The following is a 17,400-nucleotide window of genomic DNA, read 5'->3' on the forward strand; positions in this document are numbered from 1 at the left end:
CAGCACATGATTTGTCTTTACAGCAGCGGCCGCAGTAATAACACTGAATTCAGTGTTGTTTTATATTATAATGGGTATCATCGACATTGAATGATCGGATATTAAAATTTGTGCTGTTATGAAAGAAGGACTGCCCGGCAGATGTTATGGGGCATGATCGACGGCTGAAGTGAATGAGCCGGAATAAGTTAAAGAGTCACGGGGTGAAAACCATGGGAACGGTATTATTGATCATATTGGTGATCGGCATTGTGCTGCTTACGCATTTTGTTGTGACATACCTGCTGGAGAATAACATTAAAATAGTCGGTGTGCTCTTTGCATTTGCCGGTGTGATTGCTGCAGTTACCATACTTCAGTTCATTCTTTCCAACATGACCGAATGGACTGCTGAACAGCTGTCAATTTTTTATCGGGATAACTAGGCGGTACTGACAAGGAGGAAGAAACATGATTTTTGCAAATGGTGACTGCTACATCACCTATCAGCAGGGAGATTTAATTGATAAAAATGTCCGCAGGGATATAGAAAAAGGTTTTATGGAAAAAGCACATCAATATTTAGATGAGCTGATGACAACAGAACATACATTGACATTCAAGTATTCTCCGATCAAAGTGATGGAGTCGCACAATACGATAGAACCATTTGATCTGGCAGTGGATGAAGTGCGGAGATTTTTAACCAGAATGGAGTTTTCGATATGAGTTTGATTGTACAGGACAGCGGATTGCTGACGCTCATGCAGACACTGGACCCGACGGACTCAAGTGCAGGCAATGAATACAACGGTGCCTGTGACAGGCTAGCGCATCAGCTGGCAAACAGACTGGTCGGCAATGATGTGGCTGAACCGACAATCGAAATGACACTTCAGCCCGCCACATTCAAATTTACAGAACCAACCATCATCGCGCTCAGCGGCGCGGATTTCAAAGGCATCTGCAGGGAGCGTGAAATCTTTACGAACAGGATTTATTTATTCGACAGGGGAGATGAACTCGTCTTCGAGTCAAAATCAAGAGGCAACCGTCTTTACATGGCAGTCGCCGGCGGCATTGAAGTCGAAGGTTCCAATGTGCTCCAGTCCGGTGATGAAGTCACCATGCGCCGCAATTATACAGCACATCATGATGAAATTTTCAACATGATGAAGCGCCGCAGTAAAGTGAATTGGGGCGTGGATACATATGCGCTGGTAGAAGTATATCTGTCGGATACATATCATCTGGTGAAGCGCCCGGATGTGCCCGAAGAAATCTATGATGCGCTGGAATCCGGAGAGTACACTGTAAGAAATGAGAAAAACAGGGTGGCCCTGTACATCCGCGGTCCGGAGATTGACTTCGAAAACGCAGGCGTTGAACACGCAGGCGTCAAAGGCGGGGTGCACATCGCAGACAATCAGCCCGTACTTGCGCTGAATGATTTCAACAAACATACGACAGCGCCGCAGGTGGGCACAATCCCTTCATATCATATGCATAAACTGGCACAAAAGAGCGCCGATTCCAAGATACACTTCAAGTGCATCGATGCAGCCGATGCACATGCGAATCTGTATGCCCATCACCTGTGGGTCAAAAGTTTGTTTAAAGCGATTGATTATAAGCTGTCAAAAGAATTGGTAAAAGAAAAGATGTAGATTGAATTGATGCCGGGACTTATTATCTTATGTCCCGGATCTTTGTGTTTTTATCAGGCGGCTGTCAGACTCTCGCCCTTACGTGCGCCAAGGCAGCCGCCCGATAAAAACAGACAAAATCTTTACCAAAATTTTAATATGCCAGTTAACAAAAAAGCCACAAAATAAGGTATAATGATATATCAGTAAAAAGGACTGCTGATGAGATGGAAAGTTCAGCAAATGGTGGGAATGGTTTTGACATGAGAAATATTTTAAAACAGTATTTTGGATTCGATAACTTCAGACCGAAACAGGAAGCAATTATAAATTCTGTGATCTCCGGTAAAAACACACTGGGGATCCTGCCTACGGGTTCGGGCAAGTCGGTTTGTTTCCAGGTGCCCGGCATAAAATTTTCCGGCACGACGCTTGTTATTTCTCCGTTGATCTCCTTGATGCGTGATCAGGTTGAAGCATTGAATAGACAAGGGATCCCGGCGGCGTATTTGAACTCTACGCTGAAGAAGAAGGAAATAGACATGCTGATGAAGCATCTTGAAGCGGGTGAATATGACTTTCTGTACGTGGCGCCTGAACGGTTTAACAGTGAGGAATTTACTGAGCTGATCAAGCGTCTGGATGTGCCTATGGTCGCCTTCGACGAAGCACACTGTATCTCTAAATGGGGGCATGATTTCAGGCCGAGTTATCAGAGTATCATCCCTGAGCTTCGTGCGCTTCTGCCCAATGCGATTACGGTGGGGCTGACCGCGACAGCGACGCTTGAAGTCCAGGAAAATATCCAGGAACTCCTGAATATTGAAAATGAAGATGTGCATAAGACGAGTGTCGCCCGCGATAATCTTCATCTGCATGTGAATGGGACGTATCAGCGGGAACAGTATATCCTGTCCCATATACAGGACAACCCTGATTCCTCGGGTATTGTTTATGCAGCGACCCGCGCAGAAGTGGAGAAGATTTCACTCTACCTTGAAAACAATGACATTGAAAATGTCATATACCACGGCGGACTCGGTAAAGAGGAGCGGAATAGAAACCAGCGGAAATTTGTATCGGATGATGTGAATATCGTTGTAGCAACAAATGCATTCGGTATGGGTATCGACAAGCCGGACATCCGCTTCATCATCCATCATAATATGCCCGGCGATATCGAAAGTTATTATCAGGAAATCGGCCGTGCCGGCCGTGACGGCCAAATCAGTGAGTGCATACTGCTGTCCAGCCCGAGGGACGTGAATCTTCATCAGTTCTTCATCGACCGGTCAAATTCGACGGATCAGTATAAAGACCACATGCGGGTGAAGCTCGACCGCATGATCCAGTACAACCGGACGAGCAAATGTTTAAGAAGCTTCATCACCAAATACTTTGATCCGGATGAATATGTGGAGGCATGCGGCAGCTGTTCCAACTGTCTGAATCCGGGGCGCACATACGATATGACTGAAGAGGCCGAGACGGTTGCTGCATTGATCCGGACCTGTGAGATTCCGCTGACAAGAGAGCAGTCCATCCAGATACTTCGCGGTGAAATGAGTGAAGATGTCACCAACCATAGTCTCGAGGAAATGGATACCTTCGGCAGAATGGATAATTATCTGACCGGTGAAATCAGCCATGTGCTCGAAGAGTTGATTCTGAGAGGATATATCCACCAGTATGAAGATCTGCTCTACACTGTGGATAAGAGTGAGCAGCTGCTGGATAGTGAAACGCCAGTGATGACTGTGCCGTTCAGAAAGTACTTTAATGAAAAGGTGAATATCAGTACAGCATCCTCGCCGAATGAAGTGCTGTTCCGCAAGCTGGTCGAAACCCGTGCGGAACTGGCTGATAAATTCAATATCGAAGAAGGCGGTATCTTCACAGACATGACGCTGCGTGAATTTGCCCGGAAGGTGCCGGCATCGAAACAGGAGATGGTTCAGATCCAGGGCGTCGGCAGCTATAAGCTGAAACACTACTGTCCCAAATTTTTAGAAACAATAAGGGCACACAAAGAAAGTGTCGCTGTCGCAAAATGATAAAAAGCCGATCCTTCAATGATCGGCTTAAATGCTGCGCTGCGAGTCTTTGGGCGGTTTGTTTTTCATGAACATATAGAAACTGGCTGTGAAAATTACGATATATCCGATGATTGACAGGGCGTCCGGCACGTCTCCGAAGACAGCAATGCTGAATATTGCTGTGAACAGGATGGTCGAATAGAAGAATATGGATATATCTTTTGCCGGTGCATAGCTGTAGGCGATTGTCAGCCCAAACTGTCCAATGGCTGCACAGACGCCGGACAGTACAAGCGACCAGAACTGAATGCCTGTCATCGGTTCAAACTGCCATATGAAGAACGGCAGCAGCGCCGCTGTTGAGAAGAAAGAGAAGTAGAAGACAACTGTATAGAACTTTTCTCTGCTCCCGAGTGCCCGCAGCACTGTATAGGCACCGGCGGCAAATACTGCGCCGGCGACACCCAGCAGGGCGTAGATGGTGTCGCTGGAAAATGAAGGTTTTATAATGAAGATGGCACCGATAAAGGCGATGACGATCGAGATCACCTGATACCGGCGCACGTATTCCTTCAGAAATATTGCGCTTAATATTATGGTAAAGAATGGGCTTAATTTATTAAGTATGTCCGCATCGCTTAAAACCATGCGATCAATGACGAAGAAGTTAAGGACTACGCCGAGCACCCCGAGTGATGACCTGAGCAGGAGCAGCCCCTGGCTTTCCTTATGCCCGAAAAGTTTCTCCCTGAAGTACAGGACAAGCGACAGAGCGATCAGCATGGAAATGAAATTCCTGAAGAATACTTTCTGCACGGTAGGCAGATCTCCGCTGTATTTTACAAAAACCGCCATCAGGCTGAATCCGAGCGATGCGATGAGCAGGGCGATGATCCCTTTTACTGTGTTGTTCAACAATGGACACCACCAAATTTAAAATATTTCATCGTTTATGATGTACAGAATTTCATCAGAAAATATTTATTTAAACTGTTTAACAAGTATATCATAAGCATCATGCGAGTTCCCGTGTTCGAACATAAATTTTTGGCAATGAAATTTAAAATCTCAGCATTGATTTAGATATTATTATATGTCATCATAATAAGTGCATTACATAGATGTGGTGTTTATTTATACAAAAAACACTATATCTTGTGTTTACCTCCTGCGATAAAAGTGTAAATACAAAGTAGAGAAGAAATGAAATCGAGCGAACGTTTGTTCGATTTCTATATTTTGTGCTACTATTGATGATGAGGAGGGATGGTATGCGGATTGCATTCTATTCCATGACGGGGAACGTCAGACGTTTTATAGATAACGCAGGAGTCAGAGATGAATACGATGTATTCGAGATTACACCCGGCAGCAAAGAAACGGTGCTGGATGACCCATTTGTACTGGTGACTCCGACATATGGGTTTGGCGGAGTCCCGGCTCAGGTCGAGGCGTTCCTTGAAGTGAACAGCAGCAATCTGAAAGGTGTTGCTTCAAGCGGCAACCGCAACTGGGGCGCCCATTACGCGCAGGCCGGACAGGAGATCAGCGGGACGTATAACGTACCGCTGATGATGAAATTTGAACTTCACGGCACACCGGCAGAAAGAGAAGAATTCATTGAAAAGGCAGGGGCTATTAATGAAAGTATTGAACGAGAAGAAATACAACCACATTGAATTGAATAATGAAGTGACCAAACGTGACGAAACTGGATTCTATCAGCTTGAAAAGGACCAGGAAGCACTTGAAGTCTTCATGGAGGAAGCGGCGGATAAGACGATCCATTTTGACAGTGAGCTCGAACGTCTCCATTATCTGGTGGACAATAATTTTTACTATGATCTTTTCAAGGAGTACTCCGACGATGAAGCCCTTGAAGTTGCAGAATATGCGAATTCCATCCCCTTCAGTTTCAAAAGCTATATGGCGGCCAGTAAGTTCTTCAAGGATTATACACTGAAGACGGATGATAAGGAATTATATCTGGAAGGCTATAAACAGCATGTGGTCATCGTCAGTCTCTATCTTGCGAAAGGCAACACGGCACAGGCAAAGCGCTTTGTCCTTTCCATGCTTGAACAGCGCTACCAGCCGGCGACGCCGACATTCCTGAATGCCGGACGGGCCCGCCGCGGTGAAATGGTCTCCTGTTTCCTTCTGGAAGCAGATGACAGCCTGAATTCCATCAACTATATCGATTCAACATCCAAACAGCTGAGTAAGATCGGCGGCGGCGTGGCGATCAATCTTTCCAAACTGCGTGCCCGCGGCGAAGCGATCAAAGGCATTGAAGGTGTGGCCAAAGGGGTGCTTCCGGTAGCCAAGTCACTCGAAAACGGCTTTAGCTACGCTGATCAGCTTGGCCAGAGACCGGGTGCAGGCGCTGTCTACCTGAACATTTTCCATTATGATCTGCCGGAATTCCTTGATACGAAGAAGGTGAATGCGGATGAAGATGTCAGACTGGCAACACTTTCAACAGGGCTTGTGATACCGTCCAAATTCTTTGAACTGGCGAAAAACAACGAACCATTCTACCTTTTTGCACCGCATACGGTCGAGCGCGAGTATGGTCAGACGCTGGATGATCTGGATCTTGACGAGATGTACGACAGCCTCGTGGCCAACGACAAGGTGAAAAAGCGTGAATTGGATGCCCGTGAAATGTTAGGTTCGATTGCACAGACGCAGCTTCAATCCGGCTATCCTTATATCATGTTCAAGGATAATGCGAACAAAATGCATCCGCTGAAAGATATCGGCCAGATCAAAATCAGTAATCTGTGTACTGAAATCTTTCAGCTGCAGGAAACATCCACGATCAACGACTACGGTACTGATGATGAAATCCGCCGTGACATTTCATGTAACCTGGGTTCCCTTAACATCAACAACGTAATGGAGTCGGCCAAGATCCGTGAATCTGTGCATGAAGGTATTGAAGCTCTGACATTCGTCAGTGACTCCACGGCTGTCGCAAATGCGCCGGGGGTTAAAAAAGCAAATGATGAACTGCATTCCATCGGCCTCGGTGCGATGAATCTGCATGGTTACCTTGCCAAGAATAAGATCAATTATGAATCAGCGGAAGCCAGGGACTTTGCGAACGTATTCTTCATGCTGCTGAACTTCTATTCTCTGGAAAAGTCCATGATGATCGCCAAAGAGCGCGGAGAGACGTTCAAAGACTTCGACAGATCTGACTATGCGACAGGCGAATATTTTGAGAAATACGTCAATGAAGCGGTTGAGCCGGAATCGGATAAAGTGGCAGCATTGTTCACTGATATCCACATTCCGACCACACAGGACTGGGAAGCACTGCGTGATGAAGTCATGGCAAACGGTCTGTTCCACGCGTACCGTCTGGCGATCGCACCGACCCAGAGCATTTCCTATGTACAGAACGCAACGAGTTCGGTCATGCCGATCGTCGATACAATCGAGCGCAGAACTTACGGCAACTCGGAAACGTTCTATCCAATGCCTTTCCTGTCACCGCAGACCATGTGGTATTACAAGAGCGCATTCAACACCGATCAGATGAAACTCATTGATATGATTGCGACCATCCAGCAGCACGTGGATCAGGGCATCAGCACGATACTGTATGTGAATTCCGAGATTTCAACGCGGGAACTGGCCAGACTTTATATCTATGCCCACCACAAAGGATTGAAGTCACTTTACTACACCCGAAACAAACTGCTCAGTGTGGAAGAGTGCACAAGCTGCTCAGTATAACTTAAAAGATTGATGAAAAAAGGAGACCTTGGAATGATTGCAGTAAACTGGAATAAGGAAGACGATATGACGAACGTTTTCTGGCGGCAGAACATCTCACAGATGTGGGTGGAGTCCGAGTTCAAAGTCTCTAAAGACCTGGGCTCTTGGGCCAATATGTCAGATGACGAAAAAGATACCTTCAAGAAAGTGCTCGCAGGACTGACGGGGCTGGATACCCATCAGGCGGATGACGGCATGCCGCTCATCATGCTTCATACAGATGATCTGAGGAAAAAAGCCGTCTATTCGTTCATGGGCATGATGGAACAGATTCATGCGAAATCATATTCCCATATATTCACGACACTGCTGCCGACGAAAGAGACGAACGAACTGCTGGATGACTGGGTGCTCCAGAACAAACATCTGAAATATAAGGCGGATAAGATTGTGAGCCGCTACCACAGGCTGTATGATAAGAATGCCTCCGTGTATGACCAGTACATGGCGCGCGTGGCCAGTGTATTTCTGGAATCTTTCCTGTTCTATTCAGGGTTCTACTACCCGCTGTATCTCGCCGGTCAGGGCAGGATGACGACCAGCGGCGAAATTATCAGGAAGATCCTTCTCGATGAATCCATCCATGGTGTTTTCACCGGCCTGGATGCACAGTCGCTCAGGGGAGAGATGTCCCAGGAAGAGCAGGATCGTGCAGATAAGGAAATGTACGAGCTGCTGAAAGATCTGTATGCGAATGAAGAGGCGTATACGCGGGACCTCTACGATAATCTGGGGCTGACTGAAGATGTATTGAATTACGTGCAGTACAATGCGAATAAAGCACTTGCGAACTTAGGGTTTGACGCGTATTTCGAAGAGAAAGCCTTCAACCCGATCATCGAAAATGCACTGGATACGACGACTAAGAACCACGATTTCTTCAGTGTCAAAGGTGATGGTTATGTGATTGCGCTTAATGTTGAGTCGATTCAGGACGAAGATTTTGCATTTGAAAATTAAAATGAATCCTGCCGATGCGGCAGGATTTTTTTGACAGGACACTTATATTGACAACGCATAGAAATGACGTATGATTAAGGTAGAGTTTTTCAACTGAATACTATCATTCTTTCGGGGCAGGGTGAAATTCCTAACCGGCGGTAAGCATTTGGCAAGTCCGCGACCTGTATCGTTGCTATACGGTACGGCTGATTCAGTGCAAGTCTGAAACCGACAGTCAGAGTCTGGATGGGAGAAAGAATAGTGATGCAGCGTACTTGGCAGGGGTGCGGTTATTTGTTGTACCCTGAAACCGTAAAGCTTATCCTGTGTTGCCTATGGCAATACTTATTTCTGCATACATTAATGAAGCGCCGGTGGATAATGTTTATATTATTCAGCGGCGTTTTTTATTCAGGAGGGAAAGACTTGAATCGATATATGAAAATGGCCTATGAACTTGCTCAAATGACAGCGGGTCAGACGGGCAGGAACCCCCCGGTGGGGGCTGTTATTGTAAAGAATGGCAGAGTCATCGGAATGGGGGCGCATCTTGGTTACGGCGAACCGCATGCGGAGCGGCAGGCATTAGCATCCTGCACAGAGCATCCTTCTGGTGCAGACATTTATGTCACACTGGAACCGTGCTCACACCATGGCAAGACGCCGCCGTGTACAGAGGCGCTGATTGAAGCGGGCATAAAGCATGTCTGTTATGCCGAGAGTGACTTGAACCCCAAGGTCAGCGGCCATCAGGTGCTCGAAGCGGCTGGTGTGACTGTCACCCGGCTGGAAGATACGCGGGTGAGCGCGCTTTATCAGCCTTTTTTCAATCATCTGAAGAAACAGCGCCCCAATGTCACACTGAAATGCGCAATGAGTGCTGATGGGCGGTTGGCGCTTGATGACGGGTCGAGCCGGTGGATTACCGGAGAGTCATCCCGCAGCGATGTGCACCAGGAGCGGCATGTGCATGATGCGATTATTGTCGGAAAACATACACTGTTTAATGATGATCCCAAACTGACAGCCCGGATTGAGGGGGGCGGCCGGTCGCCCGTACCGGTCATCCTGCTTGGAGATGGTGAATTGCACGATAATCTCGCCCTCTTTGACCATCCCCGGCGGCCGGTCATTTATACGAGCAATACAAACAATTTAAAATATGATGAGAAATGTGAAGTGAAGACGGGGGATTGGCGGCTTGAGGAAATACTGGATGACCTTTACAGCATGGCAATCGCTTCAGTTTTCGTCGAAGGCGGTGCCAATACACTGACTTCGTTTTTCAAAGAAAGATTATACGACCAATTATTGATATATGCTGCCCCGAAAATATTTGGTGAATCCCAGCATACGCTCTTCAAAGAAAAGATTTCAACAATGGAAGAAGCGGTGCAGCTGGAATTGATAGATGTTGAAAAGCTCAGCCAGGATTTAAAAATAACTTACAGAAAGGCTTGAGCAGTATGTTTACAGGAATTATTGAGCAGTCAGGTAAAGTAAAGGCGGCTGCGGACACTGGGGGACACACAGTATTTGAGATCACTTCAGGTATTTTTGATGATCTGTCGACAGGTGACTCAATCAGTATCAACGGGGCATGCCTGAGTGTGACGGCACTCATGGATGATTCATTCAAGGTGGACATGGTTAACGAAACAAAACGGATCACTGCCTTCGATCAGCTGAAGCCCGGCGATGATGTGAATCTGGAGCGGGCGATGAAGCTGTCTGATCGTCTGGGCGGCCATCTCGTATCCGGCCATGTGGACGGCACAGGTGAAATCACGCGCAAGGAAAGTGACGGCAGCGCACTGGTTATGACAATCAGACTTTCAGAAGACCTGATGAAATATATGACACATAAAGGGTCGGTGACTGTTGACGGCATCAGCCTGACGATATTTGAAGTGTCACCGGAGACATCTGAAATCATATTGAATCTAATCCCTGAAACACAGGACAGGACCATCCTGGCGGAAAAATCACTCGGGGCGCGCGTTAATATAGAAGCGGATATGCTCATTAAACACGTGGAGCATCTGCTGGGGAGAGGTGGCCGCCATGTTTGATTCTATAGAAGCAGCTGTTCAGGATATCAAGCAGGGCAGACTGGTCATCGTGGTGGATGATGAGAACCGCGAGAATGAAGGGGATCTAATCGGCGCCGCGGAATTCATCACACCGAAGGAAGTGAATTTTATGGCCGCCAGCGGCAGAGGGCTGATCTGTGCGCCCGTGTCGGAAGAAATCGCGGATAAGGCCGGGCTGACACCGATGGTCAGGGATAATAAAGACCCGTATGGCACGGCATTTACCGTTTCCATCGATCATGTCAGTACGACGACGGGGGTCAGCGCCCAAGAACGGTATACCACGATGCATGCGCTTACAGCGGACAGTGTGACGGCGGAGGATTTCAATACACCCGGCCATGTCTTCCCGCTCATTGCCAAAACGGGCGGTGTCAAAGAACGCATGGGGCATACCGAGGCGGCCACGGACCTCGCCAGGCTCGCCGGTGCTTCGCCTGCCGGTGTCATATGTGAAATAATGAATGAAGACGGGACGATGGCCAGGGTCGATGATTTGGAAAAATATAAAGAGAAACACGATTTGAAAATGGTGACGATTGCAGACTTGAAATCGTATCTTGAGAAGGCGCCGAAAGTCAGCCTTGAAAGTAAAATCAATATGCCGACAGATTACGGCAACTTTGACATGTATGGTTTTTCCGATACCAGAACAGGCAAGGAGCATCTCGCCCTGGTGAGCGGCAAACTGAACGGCAATGCCAATGTCCGCATACATTCGGAATGCCTGACTGGAGATGTATTCCACAGCAGACGCTGTGACTGCGGCGGACAGCTTGAAAGTGCGATGGAGATCATCGATCAGGAAGGCGGCGTGATCCTTTATATGCGCCAGGAAGGCAGGGGGATCGGTCTGATCAACAAGATGCGGGCCTATGAACTGATTGAACAGGGCTACGATACGGTCAGCGCCAATAAGCATCTTGGCTTTGATGCCGATTTGAGAGAATACGATGCGGCGGCTTCGATGCTCAGGCATCTGGGCCTGTCCGAAGTGACCCTGCTCAGCAATAATCCCCGTAAGATCGAAGGGCTGGAAGCTGAAGGTATCAGAGTCAACAGGCGCAGCCATATCATTACAGCAAACGTGGTCAACAGGGATTACCTTAAGACAAAAAAAGAAAAGCTTGGACACTTGCTATAGGAGGAAAGTTTAATGAACAGGATAGAAACACAGATGGGCGGTAACGGATTAAGAATGGCAATTGTTGCCGGCAGGTTCAATGACTTCATTACTTCGCGGCTCGTAGACGGTGCAGAAGGGACACTCACCAGCCACAATGTGAGTACTGAGCGCATCGACCTGGTTGAGGTGCCCGGTGCGTTTGAAATTCCGCTTGCTGCCAAAACACTTGCCGAGTCGGGGAAATACGATGCAGTCATCGGACTCGGCTGTGTGATCAGAGGCAGCACGACCCACTATGATTATGTATGCAGCGAAGCGGCCAAGGGCATTGCGCAGGCGGGTATGACCACCGGGGTGCCGGTGATGTTCGGCGTCATTACTGTGGAAAATATCGAGCAGGCAATCGAACGGGCCGGCACTAAGGCAGGCAACAAAGGTGCAGATGCGGCCGCAGGTGCGATTGAAATGGCGAAGTTGATGAAAAACATCCGACTTGATTAGTTTTTATGTCAAAAATCAGGGAAAATGTACAGAAAATTAAAATCAGAGGTGAAGTTTTTTGAATATACCTGAGTTTGAGCTGAATGATGGAACAAGCCTGCCGGCCATCGGCTTCGGTACTGTGCAGCTGAAAGGATACAGCGGCGCACTGACGATTGCAGAGGCGATCAGAAATGGCTACAGATTCATTGATACGGCCTACAACTATGAAAATGAAGGCGCAGTCGGTAAAGCCATTGAACTGAGTGGTCTGCGGCGGAATGAACTATACATCGAATCCAAGCTGCCCGGCAGATATCACAGCTATGATGACGCCATGACGGCGCTGCAGGAGTCACTGCTGAGGGCGAATTTGGAATATTTTGACCTGTATATCATTCATTGGCCGAACCCGAATGAAGGGAAATACATCGAGGCTTGGCGCGCATTGATTGAGGCGCAGAAGCTGGGCCTGGTAAAGACCATCGGCGTCAGTAACTTCCTGCCGCAGCACATCGATCATCTGGTGGCAAAAACGGGGGTCAGACCGGCGGTCAACCAGATTGAAATGCATCCGAGGTTCAATCAGGCCGTCCAGCGGGAGTACCATGACAAAGAAGGTATTCTGACGACAGCATGGAGTCCGCTCGGCCGCGCTAGATATCTCGCAGAATTCGATGAGATGCAGGATATGGCAAAAAAATACGATGTCAACATCGGCCAGCTGATACTGAGATGGCATTATCAGCACGGCGTTGTCACGATACCGCGCTCATCCAATGCTGCCCGTCAGAGCGGCAACCTGAATATTTTTGATTTTGAAATTACCAGGGAGGACATGGAAGCGGTTGACGGATTATCAGTGCCCGGCGGCCGCATAGATGGTCTGGACCCCGCCGTCTACGAAGAATTCTAAAGTTCGAGGAGTATCCGGATATCGCTCAGATACCGGGTACTTTTTTATTGTACTGTCCGTCTGCTTAAAATCGTCATAATTAATTCGAAAATTAACTAAAAAAATAGCACAGAAACAGGGGCAGGACATGCTACTATGGCAGTAAGAAATAAAGGGAGTGAAAGAATATGAACATAAAATTTTTATTTTCAGCCTTGCTGACAGGTTTGCTGCTGATACTTGCCGCATGTTCGGCAGCGGGGGGGTCAGGCGGCAATGAGACCGGCATGGAAGAAAATCCGGAGGATGAAATGAGGACGCTTGAGGTCGACCTGCAGACACCAGAAACTGCATCTGCCGAAGAAACTGTGGAATTGACTGCCCATGTGCATTCGAATGATGAAGATGTCACGGACGCAGATCAGGTCCAGTTTGAAATTCTGCAGGGAGAAGAAAGTCTTGACATGATTGAAGCTGAGCATTCGGAAAATGGATTGTACACGGTAGAATATACATTTGATGAGCCGGGCACATACACTGTCATCTCCCATGTAGATGCTTTCAATCTGCACACGATGCCTCAAAAAGAAATGACTGTGGAATAGAGTCAGGCCGCACCTTCTGAATATATTTGCCGATTGTATTGAAGCTTTTAAAAGTATACAATATGTATAGACTGCGAAGCATAAAAACAGGAGGTAGTCATGGAGTTACAAGGTAAAACTTATCTCGTCTCGAACGCTGCAAAATCATTAGGCACTGATCTATCCAAACATCTGGCCAAAAAAGGCGCCAATGTGATTCTGGCAGGCGTCGAACATGTAGAGTTGAATGACCTCTTGGGAGAGCTTCAGGAAGATTCAGAGGGTGATCATAAAGTGGTCATGCTGGAGCAGGCAAAAGAGATCGACTGGATGGCGATCATGGATGAAATCGAGGAAGCATACAACAGTCTTAATGGATTCATCCTGGTGCATTCCATATTCACTGAAAACCGCTCCGTCTATGATGTTTCTTTTGAAGAATTCAACCAGGTGATGTATGAACATGTCTGGGGGACCTATTTGGGTATAAGAACTTTGCGCCCGATGCTCAAGGATGAGCGGGACGCTAAGATTATAAATGTGATTGAACCTTCCTTCGAGGATGTTTTCGAGCGCAACCTTTACTATACGGTGACGGGGGCGATCGAAGCGCTCACCCACTCTACGGCGATTGAATTGAGAAAAGAAGATGTCGACGTATATGCGCTCAGCTATCGTCCTTCCATCCGCGAGGATGAATCACCGGAACGCGCCAACCCGGAAGCGATCAGTACAGTAATGTCCATCCTTTCCGGGGAGGAAGGCCGATCGACCGGACAGACACTCATTATCAACTAGACTGAATTAAATGAAGGTATCCGCCTGAATGTGATTGAAATATGACAGATACCAACTGTGTATCCAGCAGTTGGTATTTTAATGTCGAAATATTATATACAATGCTTGAAATTTGCGATTTTCCTTGTATAATTTGAGTTAAGTGATTATCATTGATAATCATTATCAGTTAAGGTGGCTTGTTATGGTGGGGAAATTATTCAGATTAGATGTACTCCTCGCGGTACTTTTAATCTTTTCAATCATATCGATATTTATCGGTGTCGTAGAACTTCAGCCCAGAGATATATTCAATTTAGATGAAGAGCAGCGGAATATCATCATCAATAGCCGGCTGCCCAGAACTGTATCCATTATTATCGCTGGCGCATCGCTGGCTGTCTGCGGACTGATTATGCAGCAGCTCACAAGAAATAAATTCGTTTCACCGACAACTGCAGGGACGAATGAATGGGCGCAGCTCGGGATACTTATCGGTCTGGTGTCCTTTCCGGAGATGAATATGCTTGGCAGACTGCTTTTCGCCGCGCTGCTTGCAGTGGCCGGCACGATGCTCTTCATGCAGATCATTTCAAGGATAAAATTCAAAGAAATTATATTCGTACCGCTGATCGGTCTGATGCTTGGCGGTGTGGTCAGCAGTATCAGCACCTTTATCGCATTGAGAACGAATATGCTGCAGGCGATAAACGGGTGGATGCACGGCAGCTTTTCAACCTTAGTTTCAGGATATTACGAAATTTTATATATAAGTATTCCGCTTTTCATACTGGCATTGCTTTATGCCAACCAGTTCACGGTGGCCGGCATGGGCGAGGACTTTTCCAGGAACCTTGGGCTTAATTACCAGAAAGTGCTTTACATAGGGTTATTCATCACCGCAGTCATTACGGCTTTGGTTGTGGTTACGGTAGGTATGCTGCCATTCCTCGGTCTGATTGTTCCGAACATCGTTTCCATATTCAAGGGTGATCATTTAAGAAGTACGATTTTCCTGACTGCTGTATTAGGATCGATATTCGTCATGGTATGTGATGTCATCGGACGTATCATCATCTATCCGTATGAAATCTCCGTCGGTTTGACAATTGCGATCATTGGCGGCGCTTTATTCCTATTCCTGATATTCAGGAGGGCCGGATCCAATGCCTAAAATGACGAATGATAAACTGCTTATAGTCCTGGCTGCCGGTGCGGTACTGTCCATTGCCATCTATATGCTGTATGACCTGAATCCGGAAATATTTTTCTATCAGATTCCGTCCAGGATAAAACGTGTAATTGCGATTGTAATCGTGGGCGTAGCAATCGCAGTGTCCACTGTGATATTTCAGACAATTGTTAAAAATAGAATTTTGACGCCTTCGATCATGGGCCTGGATTCTGTGTATGTATTCATCCAGACATCGATGATATTTTTCGGCGGCGCATCCTCGGCGATACTGCTGAACACTCATGCGAACTATTTTATCAGCATGGCGCTGCTGACATTCTTCACGCTTTTCGTATTCAAGTTCCTGTTCAGGTTTACAGGGAACAACGTTTTCCTGCTGCTGCTGATTGGCATCATCCTGGGAACGCTGTTCGGCAACCTGTCGACGTTCATGCAGATGATGATCAGCCCGGAGGATTTCCTGGTTCTGCAGAATAACCTTTTTGCATCCTTCAGTGCTGTGAACGAGCAGTTACTGACAGTGACCGGTATAATAATAGTTATTATGCTTTTCTTTGTGCTTCGGGATTTTGGCTCGCTCGATGTCATGTCACTGGGCAGGGACCATTCAGTGAACCTTGGCTTGAACTACGATAAAAAAGTGTCACAGCTGCTGATTATCATTGCCATACTGGTGTCGGCAGCCACAGCACTTGTCGGGCCGATCATGTTCCTCGGGCTGCTGGTGTCGAACCTGGCACATGAATTATTCAGCACATATAAACATTTCTATACAGTCATCGGTGCGTCATTGATCAGCATCATCACATTAATCTTCGGCCAGATTGCCGTACAGTTCTTTTTCGATGGCGGCGTTGAATTAAGTGTCATTATTAATCTTGTCGGCGGTATATACTTCATTTATCTAATGCTTAGGAGGAGTCGGGTATGATAAACGTAAGAGGCGTTACTAAATCATTTGGAGAAAAGAAAGTTGTTGACGACGTATCACTATCCATTGAAAAAGGGAAAATCACTTCCATGATCGGCCCGAATGGGGCAGGCAAAAGTACAGTAATATCCATGGTGACAAGACTGCTCGATAAGGATAATGGGGATGTGCTGATCGAAGGTGATAATCTCTTTACAAAGCCGAATAATGAACTGGCAAAAAAGATTTCCATATTGAAGCAGAGCAATCACCTTGAACTGAAAATTACAGTGCGGGAGCTGATTGCATTTGGCCGCTATCCTTATTCAAAAGGGCGTCTGAAACCAGAGGATAATGAATTTATAGATGAAGCCATCAATTATATGGAACTCGGTGAGTTTGAAGATCGTTATATCGACGAGCTGTCCGGCGGTCAGAGGCAGCGGGCATACATTGCAATGACCATTGTCCAGGATACCGATTATATTTTCCTTGATGAACCGCTCAATAATCTCGACATGAAACATTCGGTACAAATCATGCAGATTTTGAGAAGACTTGTCAGAGAAAAGAACAAGACGATCATCATCGTCATCCATGATATCAACTTTGCGTCCTGCTATTCAGACAACATCATTGCACTGAAAGATGGTGAGGTCGCAGTCAGCGGCACTAAAAATGAAGTGATCAAAAAGAGCATCCTGGAAGAAATCTATGAAATGGAAATCAATATCCAGTGCATATTCGGCCATCAGATCTGCGTGTATTTCGATGATCAGAATGGTGACGGTATCGATGACGATCCGCAGGAATATGCACAGGCTTTTGCCAGGGAACAGGTGAGAGCCTGAAATCACTTCACATCTTAAAGGAGGTGAGGGGGCAGCATTACCGGATGTATTTTTCAGTTGTTTTTAGTGGGGGCTAAAAATAGGATGAGCGGGAGAG

18 protein-coding genes and 1 riboswitch are annotated in these 17,400 nt (G+C 46.8%); of the genes, 17 read left to right on the top strand and 1 reads right to left on the bottom strand.

What is annotated here, in order from left to right; genetic code table 11:
• The first annotated feature begins 212 nt into the window (after positions 1 to 212).
• From G343_RS0105025 to recQ, 4 genes are all read left to right on the top strand, one after another.
• On the top strand, positions 213 to 425 hold the full coding sequence (locus G343_RS0105025; protein ID WP_020007028.1) for a hypothetical protein: 213 nt from the start codon (positions 213 to 215) through the stop codon (positions 423 to 425).
• Between the two features lie 25 nt (positions 426 to 450).
• Complete coding sequence (locus tag G343_RS0105030) at positions 451 to 708, top strand: hypothetical protein (protein WP_020007029.1); 258 nt, start codon at positions 451 to 453, stop codon at positions 706 to 708.
• Positions 705 to 1,646, top strand: coding sequence for a 5-oxoprolinase subunit C family protein (locus tag G343_RS0105035; RefSeq protein WP_020007030.1), 942 nt, complete (start codon positions 705 to 707; stop codon positions 1,644 to 1,646). Before G343_RS0105030 ends, G343_RS0105035 begins: the two co-directional genes overlap by 4 nt.
• Before the next feature lie 242 nt (positions 1,647 to 1,888).
• On the top strand, positions 1,889 to 3,679 hold the full coding sequence (gene recQ, locus G343_RS0105040) for a DNA helicase RecQ (RefSeq protein ID WP_026366275.1): 1,791 nt from the start codon (positions 1,889 to 1,891) through the stop codon (positions 3,677 to 3,679).
• Positions 3,680 to 3,706: 27 nt separating this feature from the next.
• Here recQ and G343_RS0105045 read toward each other — a convergent pair whose 3' ends face one another.
• Positions 3,707 to 4,576: a DMT family transporter gene (locus G343_RS0105045; protein ID WP_026366276.1), complete on the bottom strand. Its 870-nt coding sequence runs from the start codon at positions 4,574 to 4,576 to the stop codon at positions 3,707 to 3,709.
• A 356-nt stretch (positions 4,577 to 4,932) separates the two neighbouring features.
• On the opposite strand from G343_RS0105045, the gene nrdI reads away from it, so the two are divergent.
• The 13 genes from nrdI to G343_RS0105110 all read left to right on the top strand — a co-directional run bounded on the left by nrdI (position 4,933) and on the right by G343_RS0105110 (position 17,303).
• Positions 4,933 to 5,340: a class Ib ribonucleoside-diphosphate reductase assembly flavoprotein NrdI gene (gene nrdI / locus G343_RS0105050; protein WP_020007033.1), complete on the top strand. Its 408-nt coding sequence runs from the start codon at positions 4,933 to 4,935 to the stop codon at positions 5,338 to 5,340.
• Complete coding sequence (nrdE, locus tag G343_RS0105055) at positions 5,303 to 7,408, top strand: class 1b ribonucleoside-diphosphate reductase subunit alpha (RefSeq protein ID WP_020007034.1); 2,106 nt, start codon at positions 5,303 to 5,305, stop codon at positions 7,406 to 7,408. Before nrdI ends, nrdE begins: the two co-directional genes overlap by 38 nt.
• 33 nt (positions 7,409 to 7,441) lie before the next feature.
• Entirely contained in the window at positions 7,442 to 8,410 is a 969-nt protein-coding gene (gene nrdF, locus G343_RS0105060) for a class 1b ribonucleoside-diphosphate reductase subunit beta (protein ID WP_020007035.1), read from the top strand.
• A 103-nt stretch (positions 8,411 to 8,513) separates the two neighbouring features.
• Positions 8,514 to 8,654, top strand: a riboswitch (FMN riboswitch).
• 164 nt (positions 8,655 to 8,818) lie between these two features.
• Positions 8,819 to 9,853: a bifunctional diaminohydroxyphosphoribosylaminopyrimidine deaminase/5-amino-6-(5-phosphoribosylamino)uracil reductase RibD gene (gene ribD, locus G343_RS0105065; RefSeq protein WP_020007036.1), complete on the top strand. Its 1,035-nt coding sequence runs from the start codon at positions 8,819 to 8,821 to the stop codon at positions 9,851 to 9,853.
• A gap of 5 nt (positions 9,854 to 9,858) precedes the next feature.
• The gene (locus G343_RS0105070) at positions 9,859 to 10,464 is read left to right on the top strand and encodes a riboflavin synthase (protein ID WP_020007037.1); all 606 of its coding nucleotides are present in this window, start codon (positions 9,859 to 9,861) and stop codon (positions 10,462 to 10,464) included.
• Positions 10,457 to 11,629, top strand: coding sequence for a bifunctional 3,4-dihydroxy-2-butanone-4-phosphate synthase/GTP cyclohydrolase II (locus tag G343_RS0105075; RefSeq protein WP_020007038.1), 1,173 nt, complete (start codon positions 10,457 to 10,459; stop codon positions 11,627 to 11,629). Before G343_RS0105070 ends, G343_RS0105075 begins: the two co-directional genes overlap by 8 nt.
• A gap of 12 nt (positions 11,630 to 11,641) precedes the next feature.
• Positions 11,642 to 12,112: a 6,7-dimethyl-8-ribityllumazine synthase gene (ribH, locus tag G343_RS0105080; protein ID WP_020007039.1), complete on the top strand. Its 471-nt coding sequence runs from the start codon at positions 11,642 to 11,644 to the stop codon at positions 12,110 to 12,112.
• A 58-nt stretch (positions 12,113 to 12,170) separates the two neighbouring features.
• Positions 12,171 to 13,007: an aldo/keto reductase gene (locus G343_RS0105085; RefSeq protein WP_020007040.1), complete on the top strand. Its 837-nt coding sequence runs from the start codon at positions 12,171 to 12,173 to the stop codon at positions 13,005 to 13,007.
• A gap of 167 nt (positions 13,008 to 13,174) precedes the next feature.
• Entirely contained in the window at positions 13,175 to 13,591 is a 417-nt protein-coding gene (locus G343_RS0105090) for a FixH family protein (RefSeq protein WP_020007041.1), read from the top strand.
• 99 nt (positions 13,592 to 13,690) lie between these two features.
• Positions 13,691 to 14,368: an SDR family oxidoreductase gene (locus tag G343_RS0105095; RefSeq protein WP_020007042.1), complete on the top strand. Its 678-nt coding sequence runs from the start codon at positions 13,691 to 13,693 to the stop codon at positions 14,366 to 14,368.
• A 184-nt stretch (positions 14,369 to 14,552) separates the two neighbouring features.
• Positions 14,553 to 15,521, top strand: coding sequence for an ABC transporter permease (locus G343_RS0105100; protein ID WP_020007043.1), 969 nt, complete (start codon positions 14,553 to 14,555; stop codon positions 15,519 to 15,521).
• Complete coding sequence (locus G343_RS0105105) at positions 15,514 to 16,473, top strand: iron chelate uptake ABC transporter family permease subunit (protein WP_020007044.1); 960 nt, start codon at positions 15,514 to 15,516, stop codon at positions 16,471 to 16,473. The genes G343_RS0105100 and G343_RS0105105 overlap by 8 nt, the downstream gene beginning before the upstream one ends.
• Positions 16,470 to 17,303: an iron ABC transporter ATP-binding protein gene (locus tag G343_RS0105110; protein ID WP_020007045.1), complete on the top strand. Its 834-nt coding sequence runs from the start codon at positions 16,470 to 16,472 to the stop codon at positions 17,301 to 17,303. The genes G343_RS0105105 and G343_RS0105110 overlap by 4 nt, the downstream gene beginning before the upstream one ends.
• Positions 17,304 to 17,400: the final 97 nt, after the last annotated feature.

This window comes from Salinicoccus albus DSM 19776, from assembly GCF_000385175.1.
In the GTDB taxonomy this organism is placed as follows: Bacteria; Bacillota; Bacilli; order Staphylococcales; family Salinicoccaceae; genus Salinicoccus; species Salinicoccus albus.

Excerpts from the sequence above, each read along its gene's own strand:
- G343_RS0105030 (WP_020007029.1), top strand. The coding sequence starts at position 451 with ATGATTTTTGCAAATGGTGACTGCTACATCACCTATCAGCAGGGAGAT.
- G343_RS0105075 (WP_020007038.1), top strand. The coding sequence starts at position 10,457 with ATGTTTGATTCTATAGAAGCAGCTGTTCAGGATATCAAGCAGGGCAGA.
- G343_RS0105035 (WP_020007030.1), top strand. The coding sequence starts at position 705 with ATGAGTTTGATTGTACAGGACAGCGGATTGCTGACGCTCATGCAGACA.
- G343_RS0105090 (WP_020007041.1), top strand. The coding sequence starts at position 13,175 with ATGAACATAAAATTTTTATTTTCAGCCTTGCTGACAGGTTTGCTGCTG.
- nrdI (WP_020007033.1), top strand. The coding sequence starts at position 4,933 with ATGCGGATTGCATTCTATTCCATGACGGGGAACGTCAGACGTTTTATA.
- G343_RS0105105 (WP_020007044.1), top strand. The coding sequence starts at position 15,514 with ATGCCTAAAATGACGAATGATAAACTGCTTATAGTCCTGGCTGCCGGT.
- G343_RS0105095 (WP_020007042.1), top strand. The coding sequence starts at position 13,691 with ATGGAGTTACAAGGTAAAACTTATCTCGTCTCGAACGCTGCAAAATCA.
- recQ (WP_026366275.1), top strand. The coding sequence starts at position 1,889 with ATGAGAAATATTTTAAAACAGTATTTTGGATTCGATAACTTCAGACCG.
- G343_RS0105070 (WP_020007037.1), top strand. The coding sequence starts at position 9,859 with ATGTTTACAGGAATTATTGAGCAGTCAGGTAAAGTAAAGGCGGCTGCG.
- nrdF (WP_020007035.1), top strand. The coding sequence starts at position 7,442 with ATGATTGCAGTAAACTGGAATAAGGAAGACGATATGACGAACGTTTTC.
- ribH (WP_020007039.1), top strand. The coding sequence starts at position 11,642 with ATGAACAGGATAGAAACACAGATGGGCGGTAACGGATTAAGAATGGCA.
- G343_RS0105025 (WP_020007028.1), top strand. The coding sequence starts at position 213 with ATGGGAACGGTATTATTGATCATATTGGTGATCGGCATTGTGCTGCTT.
- nrdE (WP_020007034.1), top strand. The coding sequence starts at position 5,303 with ATGAAAGTATTGAACGAGAAGAAATACAACCACATTGAATTGAATAAT.
- G343_RS0105110 (WP_020007045.1), top strand. The coding sequence starts at position 16,470 with ATGATAAACGTAAGAGGCGTTACTAAATCATTTGGAGAAAAGAAAGTT.
- G343_RS0105100 (WP_020007043.1), top strand. The coding sequence starts at position 14,553 with ATGGTGGGGAAATTATTCAGATTAGATGTACTCCTCGCGGTACTTTTA.